The following is a 19697-nucleotide window of genomic DNA, read 5'->3' as shown; positions in this document are numbered from 1 at the left end:
TTCCTGGAATCAACCCTCAGCCACGACAACATGACTTCAACTTCCCGCACCGACACCAGCCTGCCGCTCGACATGATCATCTTCGGCGGCGTGGGCGACCTGGCCATGCGCAAGCTGCTGCCCGCGCTGTACATGGCGCACCTGCATGGCAACCTGCCGCCCGCAACCCGCATCATTTCCACCGGCCGCCAGGATTTCGACCGCAACGCCTATCTGGCTTTCGTGGAAGAGCATTCGCGCTCGTTCATCAGCGGCGGCAACTTCACGGAAGAAGCCTGGCGCAGCTTCCTGCAATTACTGGAATTCGTGCGCATCGACGTGCAGCAGGACAGCCTGGCCGCGCTGGCGCAGGCGTCGCGCCCGAACGCGGAGCGCGTGTTTTACCTGGCCACCGCCCCATCGCTGTTTACCACCATTTGCGACAAGCTGGCCGCAGCGGGCCTGGTCGACGGCAATGCACGCGTGGTGCTGGAAAAACCGCTGGGCCGCGACCTGGCGTCGGCCGTGGAAATCAATGAAGCCGTCGGCAAGCATTTCGCGGAATCGCAGATCTACCGCATCGACCATTACCTGGGCAAGGAAACCGTGCAAAACCTGATGGTGCTGCGCTTTGGTAACTCCATCCTGGAACCCCTGTGGCGCGCGCCGAACATTTCCAGCGTGCAGATCACGGTGGCCGAGGAAGTCGGTGTCGGCAGCCGCGCCGGTTTCTACGACAGCACCGGCGCCATGCGCGACATGGTGCAAAACCACTTGCTGCAACTGCTGTGCATCGTCGCCATGGAACCGCCGGCCTCGCTGTCGCCCGACTCCGTGCGCGATGAAAAACTCAAGGTGCTGCGCTCGCTGCGCCGTTTCACGCTGGCCGGCATCGCGCGCGACACGGTGCGCGGGCAATATGTGCGGGGCGTCAGCGACAACCAGGAAGTGCCCGGCTACCTGGAAGAGCGCAATGTTCCAGAGGGCAGCAGCACCGAGACCTTCGTGGCGCTGCGGACCTACGTCGATACGTGGCGCTGGTCCAAGGTGCCGTTCCACCTGCGCACCGGCAAGCGCATGGCGCGCCGCTCGTCGAAGATCGTGGTGGAATTCGCCAATCCGCCATTCCCGCTGTTCCCAGAAAATCCGGGCGGCGTGGCGAACCGGCTGGTGATCGAGTTGCAGCCGGAAGAAGCGATCAAGTTGCAGGTGATGGCCAAGCAGCCGGGCAGCGGCATGCAGATGCAGCAGGTGGCGCTGAACCTCGATTTGCAGTCCGCGTTTTCGCAGCGCCGCGCCGAAGCGTACGAGCGCTTGCTGATCGACGTGGTGCGCGGGCGCCTGACCCACTTCCAGCGGCGCGATGAGCTGGAAGCCGCCTGGGAATGGGTCGAGCCGATCATCAACGGCTGGGGCACGCTGGCCGAGAAGCCGTATCCGTATGCGGCCGGGACCTGGGGACCGTCGGAATCGTTCGCCTTGCTGGCCCGCGACGGATTCAGCTGGGTGGAATAGCCGCGGGCGTGCCCGCGCTAGTGCGCCATCAGCACCGGCAGCGTCATGGTGGCCAGCACGGTGCTGGTGGCGCCGCCCAGCATTTTCTCGCGGAAGCGGCTGTGGCCATAACAGCCCATGACCAGCAGGTCGGCGCCGATGGTCGCGGCCAGCGACAGGATACTGTTGCCGACGTCGATCGGCGTCGGGCTGCGCATGACTTCGACCTTCACCCCATGCCGCGCCAGGTATTGCGCGATATCGGCGCCCGGTTCCTCGCCGTGGGCATCGGGCCCCACCTCGGGATTGAACATGGCCACGGTCACGTTGCCGGCGCGGCGCAGCAGCGGAATCGCGGCCGTGACGGCGCGCACCGCTTCCACGCTGCCGTTCCAGGCGATCAGCGGCCGCTCTCCCAGCGTGGGGAATTGGCCGGCATAGGGCACCATCAGCACCGGCCTGCCCGAATTCAGGATCACGTGTTCCGGCAAGTCCAGTAACAGGCCTCCCTCGTCGCGGTCATCGGGGTTGGCCTGGCCGAGGACGAGCAGGTCGGCATAGCGCGCCTGCAGGCACAGTCCGCTGTATTCGTCGCCGTCGCCGCGGCGCTGTTCACGGGACGGCGCGCCGGCCGCGGCCGCCACTTCGTCAAACAGCGCCAGTGCCTGGTCCACGCGTTTGGATACGTGGCGCGCATAGTCGGCAATAAGTACGCCGCTTCCCTCGAACAGGTCGGTGGAAGAAATAAAGCTGGGGATGCCGCTCATCGCGGCGCCCACCAGATGGGCCTCTTCCCGGCTGGCCAATTCAGCGGCCAGCCGGAAGCGCGTGGCGGCATTGGAAGCGTTGTCCGCGTGGACCAGGATCGTACGGTATGCCATGGTGCCCTCCAGTGTGTGGTTGTCGCGATGCGGATGCGGTCCGGCTGGTCAGTGCTCGGCCTTGCTGGCGTTGAAGACCAGCACCGGTACGCTGCTCTCCAGCAGCACCTTGTGTGTCTGGCTGCCCAGTACCATTCCTTTCAAGCCTGTCAGGCCGTGCGTGGCCATGATGATCAGGTCGCAGTCGTGCGTCTGTGCGGTTTCCACGATCTTGCGGTGTGGTTGGTCTGAACGGTGCATCACCGTCTCGCAGCGCACCCCCATGGCCTGGGCTTTTCTGGCCAGCACATTCAACATGGCGGCGGCGTGGTCGGACGTCTCGCGCATATAGGATTCGTAGGTGTCTTCCAGCTGCGCGGCCTGCAGCGTGAAAGTGTGAAACTCGGGCAGCACGTGCAGTGCCGTGACGCGGGCGCCCGCTTCCCGTGCGAATTGCAGGGCGGACTGGATGGCGGCAGCCGATGCCGGCGAGCCATCGGTTGGCAGCAATATATGTTGGTACATATTGATCTCCGGATGGGTGGGAAATGAGCGGTGACGCTGGTACCTAGTGTGCGCAAGCGGCGCCATGACAGCTTTGATCAAGATCAAATTGGGGCAAATACCAGTGTTTGCGGGCTTGACTATCGAACGGACGCGAGGGCTGCGCGCACAGCGGCAGTGGGGCGAATGATGTCGATTTTGGTATCACTTGCGCCAGAACTGGAATTGCTCCATTAAGGCGTCCAACCTATACTGGCCCTGGCACCGGAGACAAGCAGGCGTGCCGCCCCCATTTTCCAGGAAAAACAATGAAAAAACACACCGCATTGCCGGTACTTGCGTTAATCGCGGCTGCAATTGGTTGCGCAACCACCAATGTTATGGCATCTCAATCCACCGGCCTCGACGCCAATGGCCACCTGGAACCGGCCGCTTCCGGCGCCGCTTCCGGCTTTGCCTTTACATTGGTCCAGGACGGGGTGCAGGTGCGTGTCGGCGGCGTTACCAAGAACATCCTGTTTTATGGCCCGAAGACAGTCCGGGTCAACACCACGCTGGGTGAAAACTTCTGGCGCCATCCCAGCATCGTCGTCACCGCCAAGCCGGTTGCCGTGCCGTTCAAAACCCGGGACGGGGCCGGTGCGCTGACGCTGGAAAGCAAAGCGCTGCAAGTGGTGATCGATAAGACGACAGGCGCGGTCACCTTCAAGGATGCCAGGGGCAAGGTCTATACGCAGGAAAAGCAGGGCGCGCCGCAGAGCCTGAAGAAGATCGAGGTGTCCGGCGCGCCGACCTATGAAGCGCAAAACACGTTGACGCTGAAACCGGACGAGGCGATTTACGGTTTCGGCTTCGTGGGGGAAGGTGAAGTCAACCGCCGTGACAAGGAACTGCTGCTGGTGCAGACCAATGTCGGCATCATCATTCCCGTCATGGTGTCGTCCGAGCGTTACGGCATCCTGTGGGACACGTATTCGAAGATGCGGTTCAAGGATAGCGCCGAAGGCGCGTCGTTGTGGGCGGAAAGCGCGCCCGGCGGCGTCGATTACTACTTCATGGCGGGCGACACCATCGATGACGTGGTGGCGGGATACCGTGGCCTGACGGGGCAGGCGCCCATGTATCCGAAGCAGGCCTTTGGCCTGTTCATGAGCAAGGAGCGCTATCAAACCCAGGCGCGGTTGCTGGAAGTGGCGCAAACCTTCCGCAAGGAACAGTTCCCGCTGGACTACATCGTGCAGGACTGGCAGTACTGGGGCAGCGACCAGGACGGTTCGTGGAGCGGCATGACGTGGAACCGCGAGCGCTTTCCCGATCCGAAGGGGCTGACCAAGTCGCTGCACGGCATGAACATGAAACTCATGGTGTCGATCTGGCCGTCGATCGGCAACGACACGGCGCTGGCGCACGAACTGGACCGGTCGAAGCTGCGCTTCGAGCCGCTGCACTGGATTTCCAGGAAAGCACGCATTTATGACGCCTTCAGCCCCGAAGGCCGCAAGATCTACTTCAAGCACGTCAAGCAAGGCTTGCTGGACGCGGGGGTGGACGCGCTGTGGATGGATGGCACCGAGGTGGAAGTGGGCACGGCGGCCCACCAGGCCGATGACAACGAGCGCGACATCAAGAGCCTGGGCGCCAATGCGCTGGGCGACTTCACCCGCTACCTGAACCCGTACTCGCTGATGACGACGCTGGGCACGTATGAGGGACAGCGCGCCACCAGCAACCAGCGGGTGTTTACATTGACGCGCTCGGCCTGGGCCGGCGCGCAGCGCACGGCGGCGGCTTCCTGGTCCGGCGACACGCGCGCCAGCTGGAAAACCCTGGGTGAACAAATCAACGGAGGCGTTAATGTCACCATCACGGGCAATCCGTACTGGACCCAGGATACGGCCGGTTTCTTTGTCCCGGGCGATTTCCCCGGCGCCGACAAGAATCCCGCCTACCGCGAACTGTATGCCCGCTGGCTGCAATACGCCGCCTTCAACCCCATCATGCGCATCCATGGCACCGATGCGGAGCGCGAACCGTACCTGTTCAAGCAATCGGACCCGCAGATGTACAAGTCGCTGCGCGATTCCGTCGACCTGCGCTACCGGCTGCTGCCTTACACGTACAGCCTGGGCTGGCGCGTTACCCATGACGGCTATACGCTGATGCGGGCGCTGACGATGGATTTTCCTGACGACCGCAAGGTCCACCATGTCAACGACGCCTTCCTGTTCGGGCCATCGTTCCTGGTGCACCCGGTCACGCGTCCGATGTACCGCTTCCAGCCGCCGCCCGCCGTCACCATACCGGCGACGGCGCTGCGTACGCCGGATGGCAAACCGGGCCTGGCCGGGCAGTACTTCGAAGGACGCAATTTCGAGACGCCGAAAGGCAAGACCATCGACACGGCGATTGATTTCCTGTGGCCGGCGCCACCGCTGGCGGATATTCCCGCAGGCCTGGGCAGCCTGGACAACTTCTCCGCGCGCTGGACCGGTTCCATCGTTGCGCCGGAAGACGGCGAATACGAACTGGGCGTGGAAGGCGACGATGGCTACCGCCTGTTCATCGATGGCAAGCCGGTGATCGAAGACTGGCGCAACGGCGGCAAGCGCTACCAGAGCACGAAAATCGCGCTGAAGCAGGGCCAGAGCCTGCCCGTGACCGTCGAGTATTACCAGGCCACTTCCGAGCGTTCGCTGCGGCTGGCGTGGCGTACGCCGTCGCAACTGGCTGCGCTGGCGGACAAGCCGGCCAAGGTGGACACGACCATGCAGACTTACCTCCCGGCTGGAACCGACTGGTATGACTTCTGGACGCATGAGCGCTTCCACGGCGGCGCCACCGTCAGCAAGGACGTGCCGCTCGACGTGTTCCCGCTGTACGTGCGCGCCGGCGCCATCGTGCCGATGGGACCCGTGGTGCAATACGCGACGGAACGCCCGGACGCGCCGTATGAAATCCGCGTCTACCCCGGCGCCGACGGCAAGTTCACGGTCTACGAAGACGACAACGAAACCTACAATTATGAAAAGGGGCAATACGCGACGTATGAGTTGCGCTGGAACGATGCCGCGAAAACCCTGTCGGTCGGCGCGCGCAAGGGCGGCTATCCCGGGCTGGTGAAGACCCGCAAGCTGAACGTGGTGCTGGTCGGCGCGGGCAACGCCAGCGCCATCGGCGCGGCGCCGGCGACCCGGTCGGTCGACTATGCGGGCAAGGCGGTCACGCTGAAGTTTTAATACATCCTGGCCGGAAGAACGTCGACGCACCTTCCGGCCATCCACCCTCAAGGATTCCGTCTTGTTCCCCACCAAGCCTAGTGCGGCGGCGCTGGTCGCTAATCCGATTACCCAGACCTGCTTTTCTGACGGAGGAAGATGTCGGACGCCGCAGACACCGAGGTATGACCAGGAACTGACTCCTGAGTTACGAATAGGCGAGCAGATCGCAGTCTGCTCTGGGCTTCGGTTTCTATTGCTTGATCCTACAATCGCCCGTTTTAGCTCAGGAGAAAGCATGAGAATGGATGAGGCGGTCGACCGGTTCCTGGCATTCTGTGGCGAGGAACGAAAGCTAAGTCCTGCAACCGTCCGCGCGTACGCGAACGATTTGTCAGGCATTCTGCAATTGCTGGGGCAGGCCTTCCCGGTTTGCACACTCAAAGGGGACGATGTTGATCATTTGATTCGTCAGTGGTCGTCAAATGCGGACTGGACGGCGAGAACGCTCAAAAGAAAGCTTGCTACGGCCAGGGTCTTTTTCAAATGGCTGGATCAACGTCGACTCATCACGGTCAGCCCTGGTGATATCAGGTGGCCAACAGTCAAAACTCCACAACGCCTGCCACGCAACCTTTCGACTTCTGAGGTTGCGCGGCTTGTCTTTAGCGCTAGGCCAACGGACGTGCGCGGCGGCGTTTCTCACGCGACGAGAGTCGCCAATGCCGATTGGGATAAACGCACGGCCCTCTTGGCAGTCGAAATCATGGCACTCACCGGGGTCAGGGTCGGCGAACTCATAGCGATCTCAACTGCCGATCTGATGCTTGAGCAGAGCCAGATCCGAATACGGGGAAAAGGCGACAAGGAGCGTTTTGTCATTGTTCCTGACGCCGAGACGTCGGAACGAATTCGAAGCTACCTTTCGCTCGTCTCCGAACGATTCAGCCATGTAGAGACACAGTCCCTTTTGCGGACCTCCCGGGGCGGGCCGGCGAGCGACCAGTATGTGCGCCGGGTTACCAGGCAGCTCGCCGAGGAGGCAGGCCTCACGCGAAGAATCACCCCGCACATGCTGCGGCACACGGCCGCGACCCAACTGCTTGAAGCCGGGCTTGATGTTCGTGTGCTCCAGAAACTGCTTGGCCACGCGAGCATTTCGACAACCGAGATATATACCCATGTCTCCGATAGTCTTCTTCGGTCCAAGATTGTGGGGGCGCAAGTTCGAAGGAGGCTTGAAGCATATCGATAACTGGTAATTATCAGGGCCAATGGCGCTGAGCTCAATTTCGAGGAGGATGGCTTGGGCGATTGGACTTTAGCGCTAGGAGGTTCTGATCACGATTTTTCTGCCGTTCTTTTGAATGGCACGGACATACGTGTCGGTATCGAGCAAGAACGAATTACGCGCCGCAAACATGGACTCACGTATTGGTATGAGGATCCTTACCAGTCCGCTATCGATTACTGTTTGAGATCGGAACAGATCTCGATTGATGCCATCAGTCGCGTCGTGGCAAGTGTAAGTGTTCCCGCTCGAGTGCTTGAGCGGTTTGCATCGCAGCTACCAATACAGACGTTTCCACACCATCTCTGTCACGCTGCATCAGCCTACTTGATTGCGCCTGTTGGCGCGCGCGCCGGAATCCTGGTTTACGATGGCTTTGGCTCGGAAGCTGTTGGTACGACTGAACGTGAAACTTTTTCCTTCTACACGTTTGATCCAACTGGGTTTCATCTTCGTGGCCAGACAAGCGGGAAGTGGACCCGTGAGCCGGACGAATTCCCGATTAGTGTCGATAATTCCATCGGCCTGCTGTATGAGCTGGTCACAGGAAACCTCGGATTCAAACCCGCAGAAAGTGGCAAGACGATGGGGCTGGCAGCCCATGGTGAACCACGTTATGTAGATTTCTTCGAGCGATTCATTCGGCTGAATAACTCGGAAAGCAATTGTTTTGAATGTGATTTTCAGCCGAGTGGACTGCATTCGGGCATCCAAAGCATTCTCGCGCAAGGCTCGAACCAATTCACCATTAAGGCCGATCTCGCAGCAAGCATTCAAGCGATCATGGAGCGAACACTGATCCATTGTGCTCGTCTATTCGCCGGTGAACCGATAGATCTGTTTTTGATCACTGGAGGCTGCGCGCTCAACACGGTCGCGAACGGAAAATTGGTCGAGTCAGGTGTGTTAGACGTTCCGGTCTTGATACCGCCGCACTGTGGTGATGCAGGCTTGGCCTTAGGGGCCGCGTGGCTCGCAGCATTCGAGACGGCGGGTAGCTCTCCAGTATTTACCCTCCGTGGCAAGCCGATTGATGGAAACATTGCCCGTCTGGGCCACCGCTATTCGGGGGAATCGATCAAGCGCGCGGTTCAACAGGCCTACCCATTCTTGGTGCCTGACCGTTCAATTCAAACGCCTGAAGCTCTTGCGCGCGAAATTGCGTCTGGCGCTATCGTAGCCACCTTCAACGGCTCTTGCGAGTTCGGACCGCGTGCTTTGGGAGGGCGTAGTTTACTGGCAGCTCCGGGTCGCGCCGATGTACGCGAGCGCATCAATCGCGAACTGAAGCGGCGCGAGCCATTTCGTCCGTTGGCACCGGTGTTGCTAGAAGAGAATTACCGAAGGTATTTCGAGGATTCGCGCCGTGCTGACGCATTCATGTTGAAGACTGCCATGGTTACGGACGAGTGCCAGAGCCTGGCGCCAGCTATTGTCCATGTGGACGGCAGTGCGCGCGTCCAAGTAAATCAAGCTGGAACGGACCCATTTATGACACGACTTTTGCAAGCCTTTGAGTCGCATACCGGGCTTGGAGTCCTGCTGAATACTTCGTTTAATCGGCGAGGCGAGCCCATGGTTGAATCTCCGGCCGATGCCATCGACAGCGCCCGCGGCTTAGGCGTCGACGGGATTTACATGGATGGCCACTTCTACCGATTTGCTGAAAGGCCGAATTGACTGACCAACCCTTCGATTGCCTTTCTCGCGTTCGCTGCTGTAAAAGCCGTCCTAAGGCCTTGAATCAATTGCTCACGCGCTCCGTCTTGTGACAGTAAAAAGCGGAGAATACGACACTGCCGAGTAGCCACTGAACAGTTGCATAATGCATTAGGGTAAGAGAATTGTATTTCTAGAAACCAATACTCATAGCGATTACTTAAACGTGAGGAACAGCATGAACAGTACATTAGAGAAGTTAAAAGAAGTTCTGCGCAAAGATAATACGGTCCTTTTTGTTGGCTCAGGAATTTCGACTTGGTCGAATCTCCCAACTTGGGAAGGAATGATGGACAGCCTCTCTCAAATCTGCAAGGGACGCGAGAAGATACCAGATCTTATTAATAATGAAACCAAGGCAGGCAATCTTCTCCAAGCGGCGAGTTACGGGTATGAAGAACTCACCAATGACGAAAAAGTGGGGTTCATGAGCAAAACATATATTGAAGGTTTTGAGCCTCACCCAATTCATAACGCGCTGGTCTCGCTGGGACCAACCTGCTTTATAACGACAAATTATGATCATTTAATAGAAGAGGCAGTCTATCGGAAAAGAGGAAAATCACCAACCATATGTCTAAACAACGACGTACCTGTAATGGGACGAATTATTCGAGCTGATTCAAGAAATTTTGTATTCAAACCCCATGGGGATGCGGGAAAAATCGATACTGTAGTGATGACTCGAAGCCACTATCGCGAATTGATGCCACATGGTGAGTTCCATGCAGCAGTGGAGACTCTTCGAATTTTACTTATGACGCGCCCTGTCGTATATATTGGCTTCGGCTTTCGAGATCCCGATTTTGCATATGTTAGGGACATATTAGGGAACCTATATCAGGGAGCAACATCAGCACACTATGCCATCATGGCGGATGTACCTCCTCATGTTGAAAAATTTTGGCGAAAGCATGACGGCATTCACATCATTTCGTATGAAACCACGCTAAATGCAATCGGCTCCGAACGGCATTCTTCTCTATTGCATTTACTCAAGGACCTCGGTGAATAATATTTCATTTGAACTAAAACAAAAATTATCCCGGCAACGTATCGCTTACCATGTATGAATAACATTCGAGTAGCCGCTCACTCTCCAATTCACCCAAGTTAAGGGATTGATGTGCATTTAAATGTTTTATTTCGCCGCCCGCCTATGCTCGACAGAATTTCTCCAAGAAGCCCGTCAAGCCGACCATGCGGCCGCGTTCTCGCGCAGTCGCAAGCTGGCTCGAGCCATTTCGTCTGTTGCACCGGTATTGCTAGAAGAGAATTACCGAAGGTATTTCGAGGATTCGCGCCGTGCTGACGCATTCATGTTGAAGACTGCCATGGTTACGGACGAGTGCCAGAGCCTGGCGCCAGCTATTGTCCATGTGGACGGCAGTGCGCGCGTCCAAGTAAATCAAGCTGGAACGGACCCATTTATGACACGACTTTTGCAAGCCTTTGAGTCGCATACCGGGCTTGGAGTTCTGCTGAATACTTCGTTTAATCGGCGAGGTGAGCCCATGGTTGAATCTCCGGCCGATGCCATCGACAGCGCCCGCGGCTTAGGCGTCGACGGGCTGTACATGGATGGTCACTATTACCGGTTGGCTGAAAGGCCGAATTGACTGACCAACCCTTCGATTGCCTTTCTCGCGTTCGATGCTGTAAAAACCGTCCTAAGGCCTTGAATCAATTGCTCACGCGCTCCGTCTTGTGACAATAAAAAGCGGAGAATACGACCGTGCTCAATTTCGCTCAGTTGTCGTCGGCCAATATTCGCCTCATGGCGACCACGGATATCCAACAGGTCGTCTTCGCTGAGAGCAACGCCGCTAGAAGTCAGAAAACGCATGGTTTTTGCAGGATGTCGGCCGTAGGCTTCCGCTAGCACGCGAAGGCTTGCGCGGCGGATCAAATCATGTGGATAACCGATTGCGGCCTGAATTGCTCTTAACCCCACATCCGGCCAGTGTACGATCACGCCGGACAGCGTCTGCAACAACTGGAGCGCCAAGTCGAATTCGCCACGCTGGAGGTATCTGTTCAAATAATCGGCATACAAGGGTAAGGCCGGAATATGCTCTTGAGCAACTTGCCACTCATATTCCGCAGCCAAGTGATCGCGCCTTAGAATGGAAGGTTCTTGCAAACCATACGGATAGACCACTCCAAATCCGTCTTCAAAAATCTGATCAAAGCTGTCGGCAAAACCACGCCGGGCGCCGCGCTCCAATCCAGGGCGATGCATCAAGATCGAAGGACAATGAGCTAAGAGCCTCTCTTGAATCGGCCAGTCCCGCACGCTGTCATAGCGCAAATCGTTCACCAACCGCACGTATACGAGTGCAGCCTGGAGAAAATCGACTTCGACAGGGTTATCGGTATCGTCAACCCTGCGCAGGCGTGTTTCGAGAAAGTCAATCGTCGCCGTCAAATCGTTCAAGCTAGATAAGACGATGAGCAAGTGGGCGCCATGATACTCGATATCAAAATCCAGTTTTCCGACATGGGCTTCCAAGGCCGCATAGTCAGTATCACCGAAGACCTGGCCGCTAGCCAATCGATCCAGAATCGCAACGAACGCTGTGCGGGGACGCGAGTAAAAAGCATCGATTCCGTCGATGGTCGCGTTGAACAGCAGGCGATCACAGCGACTAAACAAGGCGCTTGTGACTTCCTCCACGTCCGTTGCGCTGAAGGCAGTTCGGTCGACGAGTTGTCTCCATGCGGCGGTCAGCGCATGCTGGGCAACCTCGAATTCTCTGTCGTGCAGATTATCACGGCCCAATTCTGAAACCAGACCGAACAGTCTGCCAAGCGATTGCCATGCAGGTCCTTCCTGAGCCAGGAAGTTGCTAAAAGGCGCATCTTCAAGCAAGCATGGTTCTTTTTGAATTTCATTCAAAAAATGAGCCACCAGGCGATCAATTGCGAAGATACGCGCTTCATCGGCCGCCTGCGGTGACGCAATCTGTCCCAAGTTGATGAGCATTTCGATCGCCTGCGACGCGGGTAGCAAAGCGATGGCCTGGATGACTGTGCGCACATGTTGGGCACGCAAGGGTTCGAGACGAATAAAACTAACAGCATCTTTCAAATAGGCACATATCTCATTACCGCCCTGTTCGGCGAGATCGAAAATGACGTCGCGTGCAAAATTGAAAAGACGCTCGCATTCAGGCTGCGTATAGCCCGCTGGCCGCTCATCCACATAGCGCAGACAGGGCGCGACTAGACGGAAACAGAGTGTTGTATGCAATTGAAAATATAATCGTGCCGCCGCGAGCGCCTTCCCCTGCTCGGCGAAAGCTTTCAGATAGGCGAGCAGGGACGCAGTGCTATCCAGGCGTCGCGCACTGTCCGAGCCGAGGGCTAGCGCCAGGAAATACTCAAAGGTTCGATCGTGGCTGAACTCAAGAAACCTGTCACTCGACTCAATCAGGATATTGAGATCTTTCAATGCACGAACGATATCCTCGCGCGCGTAAGCAGGTTCAATATCGACTGCGCGACATACCCCATTTTCCAAGCACTTGACGGCGACACCGGCTAACACGTCGCGCAGGATCGAAGGGCTCAGGCCGATATCGGGTCTGCTGAGCTTGGCCTCAAACGTGCGTTGAAATAGCAAGGCACGCGGAATACCTATCCATTTTCCTTGGGCTGCTTCCGAAAGGACGCCAAATAAGTAGGGATCGCGTAACTGAAGCCAAAATTCCGGCGAAGCCCGGCTTAAATCTGGCAGTGCGAGTTCGGACTCTCCAAGCAATCCTAAGGCATCGGTGATTTCCTGATGCGTGAACGGCTCGCAACTGATTGTCTTGATTCCGTGTTCGCCGCTGTGCTGCTGCCATAGGTTCTGGCGGAGCAGCGTTTCATCAAGTCGGGGTAGCATTTGCGCCCACGTTTCTTGCCGGACAGTTACGATAAATCGTAAAGCGCTTGATGCCTCCGGCATGAAATTGCTCAGCCGCAGGACGCTACGCGTAAAGTGGACGCAGCTATCCAAATTCGTGCTGAATTCATTGATGGCATCAATGAACAGTAGCAGACGAGATCCCCGTTCTCGAAGCCAACGTTCAAGGTCATTCAAACGAAATTGTGTTCGCGACCCAAGCCCCCCCAACAGATCGCACACGTATTCTTCGAGATCGAGAATATCCGTAAGTTGTCGCGACGGAATCAAGAGTACTTTCGTATCCGGCGACTCACGATAAATTTCATTGAGGCGAATGCCGATGGTGGTTTTACCAAAACCGGAAGGGCCCGTCACAATGGCGAGTGGCTGTTGCGCGATGATAAAACGGCGCAGGCACTCTTCTACATGTGCGCGGCGGGTAAATGTTTTATGTATCGGCTTCCCATTACGTACCGCGTAGGTCGCGTAAAAATTCTTGTTGTTGTAGGCAATGCGCCAGTCATACAAGCAGGGAACAAAACTGGGACGACCAACAGACACCCGGGGCTTTTCGAGGACAGGGCGCGCGATACGTTCAATTAAGTTATCAAAGGTCAATTCAATGAACTTGACCTTGGCAGAAAGCTGTTTGAACAATTCGGACGTAGGAGGTGTCGGGGCACTCCAAAAAATATGATGTGGACCGTCTTTTAGTGCCGCAAGCATATGGTGTGCGAGAGATGTATCGAAGCCACCGTAGCCCGCGACCACCAAGTCATGCGTGCTGACTATGCTGGTTAATAATTCCAGCATGCTTTCGTCATAAGTCGCCGTATCGATTTCGGACTGAGTCACGATCGTAACAGTTGCCGAGCCCAAATCTCCATGAATTTTCAGATAAGGGATCTTCGGCAGATAAGTCTGTCCGCCATTGGGTTTGTAAGGGCGTGCATTTCCAGGCGCGTATACCTGAAAGATATCGCGTCCCAACTCCCGCTGAGCCACTTCAAGCATAACGTCGAAATTCGTGGTGATAACGGCGTCGACCGCGCCGGCCTCTGCGAGTAGCACCAACAAGCGATAGCTGTCCGAAGGCTGAAGTTTTTCCATTCGGTGAAACATCGCGTCGACGATGCTCGCCCTATCTGCTTGGGACAGCGTCGCCATAACTTGGTCAAATTCGACTTGAATTTGCTCGTTCGTCGTTACATCAAACAGCGGACGCCCGAGGTATTCCTCCAACGTTTGGCGCTTAAATTGCTGAAACGTCAGCCCCCCGGAGCTAATGTCGGCGCCTGCGCCCAGAAAGAGGCAGATTTTCCGCCGATTCCTGGGTGTTTGCGAAATCCTGTCTGAGAATATCCGCGCTAGCAACGCGACGTTTTGTTGGAAGCTCTGTGGTTGCATATGCGTTTCCGTAGCCGCGGCACTGTGATAATTACCAGTTATCGATACATTTTCGGTTTGTAATGAGCAGATTTTATCCGAGAAATAACAATGTTGGCAGGGAAACTGTCTCATAAGCCCTGTGGCATGGCTAAAAAGTGAGAGCGGTGCCACAGCGCGCCAGATTCGGTTTACCTGCCGGGATGAACGCGGCTGCAACTCAAGAAACTGTGGCTTGCCAGGAATTCCAGCGGTGCCGCCCCTTCTGCTTAGGATTGCTTGCGGCCGGATTCATCGCATTAATGCGCCGGCCTTCAATACATCGGCGCCGCAGGTTTTGACCTTAGAAGCAGTGCAAATACCGTTGAACTACGTGACCGGTGTGCTGGCCACGGTTAGCCTGCTTTACTGCTCAAGGTAACGCTGCGCATCCAGCGCCGCCATGCAGCCTGTCCCGGCGCTGGTGATGGCCTGGCGGTAGACCTGGTCCTGCACATCCCCGGCGGCAAAGACGCCGGGGATGGAGGTCGCCGTCGCCATGCCGTCGGCGCCGGTCCGGGTCGCAATATAGCCGTACCGCATGGCCAGTTGGCCCTCGAAAATCGCCGTATTCGGCTTGTGGCCGATGGCGATGAAGACGCCGTGCACGGCAACGTTTTCCAGCTCGCCGCCGTTATGCCGCAGGACCACGCCGGTTACGCCGGACTCCCCGCCGCGCACTTCGTCCAGGCTGGCATTCAGTTTCAGCACGATTTTTCCTTCGGCGACCCTGGCCATCAGGCGGTCGACCAATATCGGCTCGGCGCGGAATTTGTCGCGGCGGTGCACCAGGGTGACGCGCGACGCGATGTTGGCAAGATAAAGCGCTTCCTCGACCGCCGTATTGCCGCCGCCGATGACGGCAACGTCGCGGCCCCGGTAAAAGAAACCGTCGCAGGTGGCGCAGGCCGATACGCCGCGCCCCATGTAGGCTTGCTCGGAAGGCAGGCCAAGATACCGGGCGGACGCGCCGGTGGCGATGATCAATGCGTCGCAGGTGTAAGTGTCGTTATCGCCGATCAGGCGGATCGGCTTTTCCGTCAGGTCGGCTGTGTGGATATGGTCGTGGATGATGTCCGTGCCAAAGCGCTCCGCGTGCTGGCGGAAACGCGCCATCAGGTCGGGACCCAGGACACCGGCCGGATCGGCCGGCCAGTTTTCCACGTCGGTGGTGGTCATCAGTTGGCCGCCCTGGTCGAGCCCCGTCACCAGCAGGGGCTTGAGATTGGCGCGGGCCGCATACACGGCCGCCGAATAACCGGCCGGGCCGGAGCCAAGGATCAGGACGCGGGAATGAATGGTCATGGGAATTCCTTTCAGCTGGCGGCGCGCTGCAACTGGCGCATGAATGCATCGGCCGGCATGAAGCCGATGACGCGGGCTTGCGGCACTTCCTTGCCGCTGGCGTTGAACAGGATGATGCCGGGCGGGCCGAACAGCTGGAAGCGCTTCATCAGCGCACGGTCGTCGGCGCTGTTGGCGGTCACGTCGACCTGCACCAGCTGCATGTTCCGCATCGCGGCTTTGACGCCTGCCTCGGAAAAAGTCATGCGCTCCATTTCCTTGCACGCCACGCACCAGTCGGCGTAGAAGTCCAGCAGTACGGGCTTGTTCGCCGCGGCCAGCACCTGGTCCAGGTCCGCCACGGTACGGATGCGGGTGAAGCGGACGCCTTCATGCGCACCCGCCTGCCCGTCGGCGGCGGGTGCGGTGGCGGCGCCGCGCAGGTGCGCCAGCGGCTGCAGCACGTCCTTGCCGGAACTGGCGGCGCCCACCAGCTCGAATACGCCGGCCAGCAGCATGACCACGCCCAGCGCCTTGGCCGTATAGGCGCCGATGCCGGCGCCTGGCGGCAGCGCTTCGCCGGTGCGCAGGAAGGCGGCGCACAGGATGGCGAAGGCGCCCCACAGCGCCATGTTGGCGGCCGCCGGCAGCACGGGGCTGATCATCCAGATCGCAACGGCGATCAACAGCATGCCGAACACCTTTTTCACGCCATTCATCCAGGCGCCGGCGCGCGGCAGCAGGCTGCCCGCCGATAAACCTGTCAACAGCAGCGGCACGCTCATGCCCGCCGCCATCGAGAACAATGCCCAGCCGCCGGTCGCCGCGTTGCCGGTCTGGCTGATGTAGAGCAGGGCGCCCGCCAGCGGTCCGGCCACGCACGGCCCCACGATCAGCGCCGACAGGGCGCCCATCACGAACACGCCGGCGAATTTGCCGCCGCTCATGCGTCCGCTGGATTCGGTCAGGCGGCTTTGCAGGGCGCTGGGCAATTGCAACTGGTAGACGTCGAACATCGACAGCGCCAGCGCGAACAGCAGCGCGCCGAAGGTCAGCAGCACCCACGGCTTTTGCAGGGCGCCGGCCAGGCCTTCGCCCGCCAGTCCTGCCGCCACACCCAGCGCCGTGTACACCAGCGCCATGCCGAAGCTGTATGCGGCCGCCAGCAGCAGGCCGCGGCGGCGCGTCACCTGGCCTTCGCCGACGATGATCGACGACAGGATCGGCACCATCGGCAGCACGCAGGGCGTGAACGACAACAGCAGGCCGAACACGAGGAAGGCGATGCCGATGCGCCAGATGCTGCCGCTTTGCAGCGTGCGCTGGGCCAGCGACGTGTCGTCGTCGGCAGCGGTTGCGCCCGCCGTGGCCGGCGGCGCAACCGGTGGGGCCGTTGCCGAAGCGGCGTCGGCGCTGCCATCAGCGCCAATCTCGGTCAGCGTCCCTTTGGCGGGATCGACGCGGAAACTGCGTTCCATCGGCGGATAGCACAGCCCCGCGTCCGCGCAGCCCTGGTAGCCGACCACCAGCGTGGTGGCGGCGCCTGCGTTGAGCGGCAGGGCCAGGTCCAGCGACTGGTAATACGTCTCCATCTCCTTGCCGAAGTTTTCGTCGAACTTGCGCTTCCCGGGCGGCAATTGTGGCTGCTGCACGCCATCCCCCTTGAACGTCAGGCGCTCGCGGTAAAGGTGGTAGCCCTGCGGAATGGCCCAATGCAGCGACACGGTGTTGGCGTCGCTCAGCGCCGCCTGCAGGACAAAGGCTTGCTCGGGCGGCAGGAAGTCTTGCGCCATGGCCGGCGCGGTGCATAGTGCGAACCACAGCGCGCACAGCCAGTTGATGATTTTCATGTGGGTGATCTCCGGATTAGCGCAGGCGTGTCACGCCCGGTTGGCCCGTCTATACCCGGTGGGAGCAAAAGGGTTCAATGCCCATTAAAAAAGTACAAGTTATTTCTGGATAAGTACCTTCTATTGCCACGCCCGAACTGCCAGAATGGGGCGATAAACGGGCCGATGCCGACATCGGGCCAAGAAAAATGATTTTGGAGACAGTGATGCAAACCCAATCCCTTGATGTTCAGAATTTCATCAACCGTGAGCGCTTTTCGCGCTACCAGTGGCTGGTATTCGCCCTGTGCTTTTTTATTGTGCTGCTCGATGGCTTTGATACCGCGGCAATCGGTTACATTGCGCCATCGCTGATGAAGGAATGGGGCATCGCCAAGCCGGAATTGGCGTCCGTGCTCAGTGCTGCACTGTTCGGCCTGGCTGGCGGCGCGCTGATATCCGGCCCGCTGGCGGACCGTTACGGCCGCCGCGGGGTGCTGCTGGTTTCGGTATGCCTATTCGGCGGCGCCTGTGCCGCATCGGCCATGGCCGACAACCTTCAACAATTGACGGTATTGCGCTTCATAACCGGCCTGGGACTGGGCTCGGCCATGCCGAACGCGGTCACGCTGATCAGCGAATTCAGCCCCGATGGCCGGCGCGCCACGCTGACCAACGCCATGTTCTGCGGCTTCCCGCTGGGCGCGGCATTGGGTGGTTTCCTGGCGGCCTGGATGATCCCGCTGTGGGGCTGGCGCAGCGTGCTGGTTCTTGGTGGCACGGTGCCGTTGCTGTTGCTGGCGCTGATGTATGTCACGCTGCCCGAATCGGTGCGGCACATGGTGGCCAAGGGCTATGGCGTGGAGCGCATCCGCGCCGTGCTGGTCCGCATTTCAGCGTCCGCTGCCCATGCCGGCGCCTTCACCATGGGAGAAGCGGAGCGCCAGCATGGCGATGATGACGGCAGCCGCGGTATCGCCACGCTGTTCCAGCCCCGCTTCCTGGTCGGCACGTGCATGCTGTGGATGGCTTATTTCATGGGGCTGGTGATCTTCTACTCCCTGATCAACTGGATGCCGGTATTGTTCAAGGATGCGGGCCTGGCGCCCAAGACCGCCACGCTGATCGCCGCGCTGTTCCCGCTGGGCGGAGTCGGCGCCGTGCTGTCCGGCTGGCTGATGGACCGCTACGACGCCAACCGGGTGATCGCGATCGGCTTCGCGTTGACGGCGGTGGCCATCTATGCGGTCGGCCAGGCGGCCGGCGATGTCGGCTTGCTGACGGTGGTGGTGTTTGGCGCCGGCACGTTGATGAACACGGCACAATCGTCGCTGCCGGCGCTGGCCGCGGCCTACTATCCCACGCATTGCCGCGCCACTGGCGTGTCGTGGATGCTGGGCGTGGGCCGCTTTGGCGGTATCGCCGGCTCGTTCATGGTGGCGGAACTGGCGCGCCGGCAACTGGGTTTTTCCCAGGTATTCACGGTGATCGCCTTCGCCTCCGTTGCCGCGTCAGTGGCGCTGGTGATCAAGCAGATTGCCGACCGAAACAAGCCGCAGGGCGGCAAGCCGGTGCTCACCGCCGGCATCAATGCGCACTGAGTCCGGGACGCAGGGGTTTAATGCCTGTTGGAAATAAAGTGCACGGGATTACAATAGGCCGTGCCTGGTGGTGCGGACCCGGCTGCCACGGCACATTCCAATCCATGCGACAGGAGACCGCCATGAAACCATCCGCACTCAACCGTCTGGCCGCCGCGTACATGCTGGCTGCCATGTTGCCCGCCTATGCCCAGCACGCCAGCAAGGCTGACGCCGTCGCGCTGGCCGACAAGGCGGTGGCCAACATACAGAAAAAAGGTATCGATGAAGCCTGCAAGGACTTTGCTTCCACCACAGGCGGATTTATCCAGGGCGAACTGTATGTCGCCGTGCAGGACATCCAGTGCAAAATGGTTTGCCATCCCATCAGTCCGAAAATGAACGGCAAGGACATGCTCGAGCTGAAGGATGCCAATGGCAAGAAGTTCACGCAGGAAATGCGGGATGTCGCGCTGTCGGGCAAGCCCGGCTGGGTTGATTATGTCTGGCCCAATCCCGTGACCAAGGCGCTGGAACACAAGTCGGCGTATGTGCTCCGGGCAGGCGAAAAATATATGGTGAGCGTGGGCGTCTATTCGCAGAAATAAGGAACGCTGCTGGGGCG

The 19697-nt window shown here is 58.9% G+C and carries 13 protein-coding genes; 8 read left to right on the top strand and 5 right to left on the bottom strand.

What is annotated here, in order from left to right; translation table 11 throughout:
* Positions 1–30 precede the first annotated feature (30 nt).
* Entirely contained in the window at positions 31–1494 is a 1464-nt protein-coding gene (gene zwf / locus GJ700_RS01425) for a glucose-6-phosphate dehydrogenase (protein WP_154370861.1), read from the top strand.
* A 17-nt stretch (positions 1495–1511) separates the two neighbouring features.
* Here zwf and GJ700_RS01420 read toward each other — a convergent pair whose 3' ends face one another.
* Together GJ700_RS01420 and GJ700_RS01415 are read right to left on the bottom strand one after the other, a co-directional pair.
* Positions 1512–2354, bottom strand: a complete 843-nt coding sequence (locus GJ700_RS01420) for a universal stress protein (protein WP_154370860.1) — start codon at positions 2352–2354, stop codon at positions 1512–1514.
* A 48-nt stretch (positions 2355–2402) separates the two neighbouring features.
* Positions 2403–2858: a universal stress protein gene (locus GJ700_RS01415; RefSeq protein WP_154370859.1), complete on the bottom strand. Its 456-nt coding sequence runs from the start codon at positions 2856–2858 to the stop codon at positions 2403–2405.
* A gap of 359 nt (positions 2859–3217) precedes the next feature.
* On the opposite strand from GJ700_RS01415, the gene GJ700_RS01410 reads away from it, so the two are divergent.
* From GJ700_RS01410 to GJ700_RS01390, 5 genes are all read left to right on the top strand, one after another.
* Positions 3218–6073 carry a TIM-barrel domain-containing protein gene (locus tag GJ700_RS01410; protein ID WP_229506725.1) on the top strand — a complete coding sequence of 952 codons (2856 nt, stop codon included), beginning with the start codon at positions 3218–3220 and terminating at the stop codon, positions 6071–6073.
* A gap of 277 nt (positions 6074–6350) precedes the next feature.
* The gene (locus tag GJ700_RS01405; protein WP_154370857.1) at positions 6351–7307 is read left to right on the top strand and encodes a tyrosine-type recombinase/integrase; all 957 of its coding nucleotides are present in this window, start codon (positions 6351–6353) and stop codon (positions 7305–7307) included.
* Between the two features lie 51 nt (positions 7308–7358).
* Positions 7359–9023, top strand: coding sequence for a carbamoyltransferase C-terminal domain-containing protein (locus GJ700_RS35180; protein ID WP_229506724.1), 1665 nt, complete (start codon positions 7359–7361; stop codon positions 9021–9023).
* 217 nt (positions 9024–9240) lie between these two features.
* Positions 9241–10077 carry an SIR2 family NAD-dependent protein deacylase gene (locus tag GJ700_RS01395; RefSeq protein WP_154370856.1) on the top strand — a complete coding sequence of 279 codons (837 nt, stop codon included), beginning with the start codon at positions 9241–9243 and terminating at the stop codon, positions 10075–10077.
* Between the two features lie 121 nt (positions 10078–10198).
* The gene (locus GJ700_RS01390) at positions 10199–10681 is read left to right on the top strand and encodes a carbamoyltransferase C-terminal domain-containing protein (protein WP_154370855.1); all 483 of its coding nucleotides are present in this window, start codon (positions 10199–10201) and stop codon (positions 10679–10681) included.
* On the opposite strand, the gene GJ700_RS01385 is transcribed toward GJ700_RS01390, so the two are convergent.
* From GJ700_RS01385 to dsbD, 3 genes are all read right to left on the bottom strand, one after another.
* Entirely contained in the window at positions 10654–14361 is a 3708-nt protein-coding gene (locus GJ700_RS01385) for an SIR2 family protein (protein ID WP_195763736.1), read from the bottom strand. The genes GJ700_RS01390 and GJ700_RS01385 overlap by 28 nt on opposite strands.
* Before the next feature lie 384 nt (positions 14362–14745).
* Positions 14746–15684 (bottom strand): thioredoxin-disulfide reductase, encoded by a 939-nt coding sequence (gene trxB / locus GJ700_RS01380; RefSeq protein WP_154370853.1) that lies wholly within the window; start codon positions 15682–15684, stop codon positions 14746–14748.
* An 11-nt stretch (positions 15685–15695) separates the two neighbouring features.
* Positions 15696–17513 carry a protein-disulfide reductase DsbD gene (dsbD, locus tag GJ700_RS01375; RefSeq protein WP_154370852.1) on the bottom strand — a complete coding sequence of 606 codons (1818 nt, stop codon included), beginning with the start codon at positions 17511–17513 and terminating at the stop codon, positions 15696–15698.
* Between the two features lie 203 nt (positions 17514–17716).
* Here dsbD and GJ700_RS01370 point away from each other — a divergent pair, with 203 nt between their 5' ends.
* Both GJ700_RS01370 and GJ700_RS01365 read left to right on the top strand, forming a co-directional pair.
* On the top strand, positions 17717–19093 hold the full coding sequence (locus GJ700_RS01370; RefSeq protein WP_371867781.1) for an MFS transporter: 1377 nt from the start codon (positions 17717–17719) through the stop codon (positions 19091–19093).
* A gap of 122 nt (positions 19094–19215) precedes the next feature.
* The gene (locus GJ700_RS01365; RefSeq protein ID WP_154370850.1) at positions 19216–19680 is read left to right on the top strand and encodes a cache domain-containing protein; all 465 of its coding nucleotides are present in this window, start codon (positions 19216–19218) and stop codon (positions 19678–19680) included.
* Positions 19681–19697: the final 17 nt, after the last annotated feature.

The organism is Pseudoduganella rivuli (assembly GCF_009674485.1).
In the GTDB taxonomy this organism is placed as follows: Bacteria; Pseudomonadota; Gammaproteobacteria; order Burkholderiales; family Burkholderiaceae_D; genus Rugamonas; species Rugamonas rivuli_B.
This window is presented reverse-complemented; position numbering and strand designations above follow the sequence as displayed.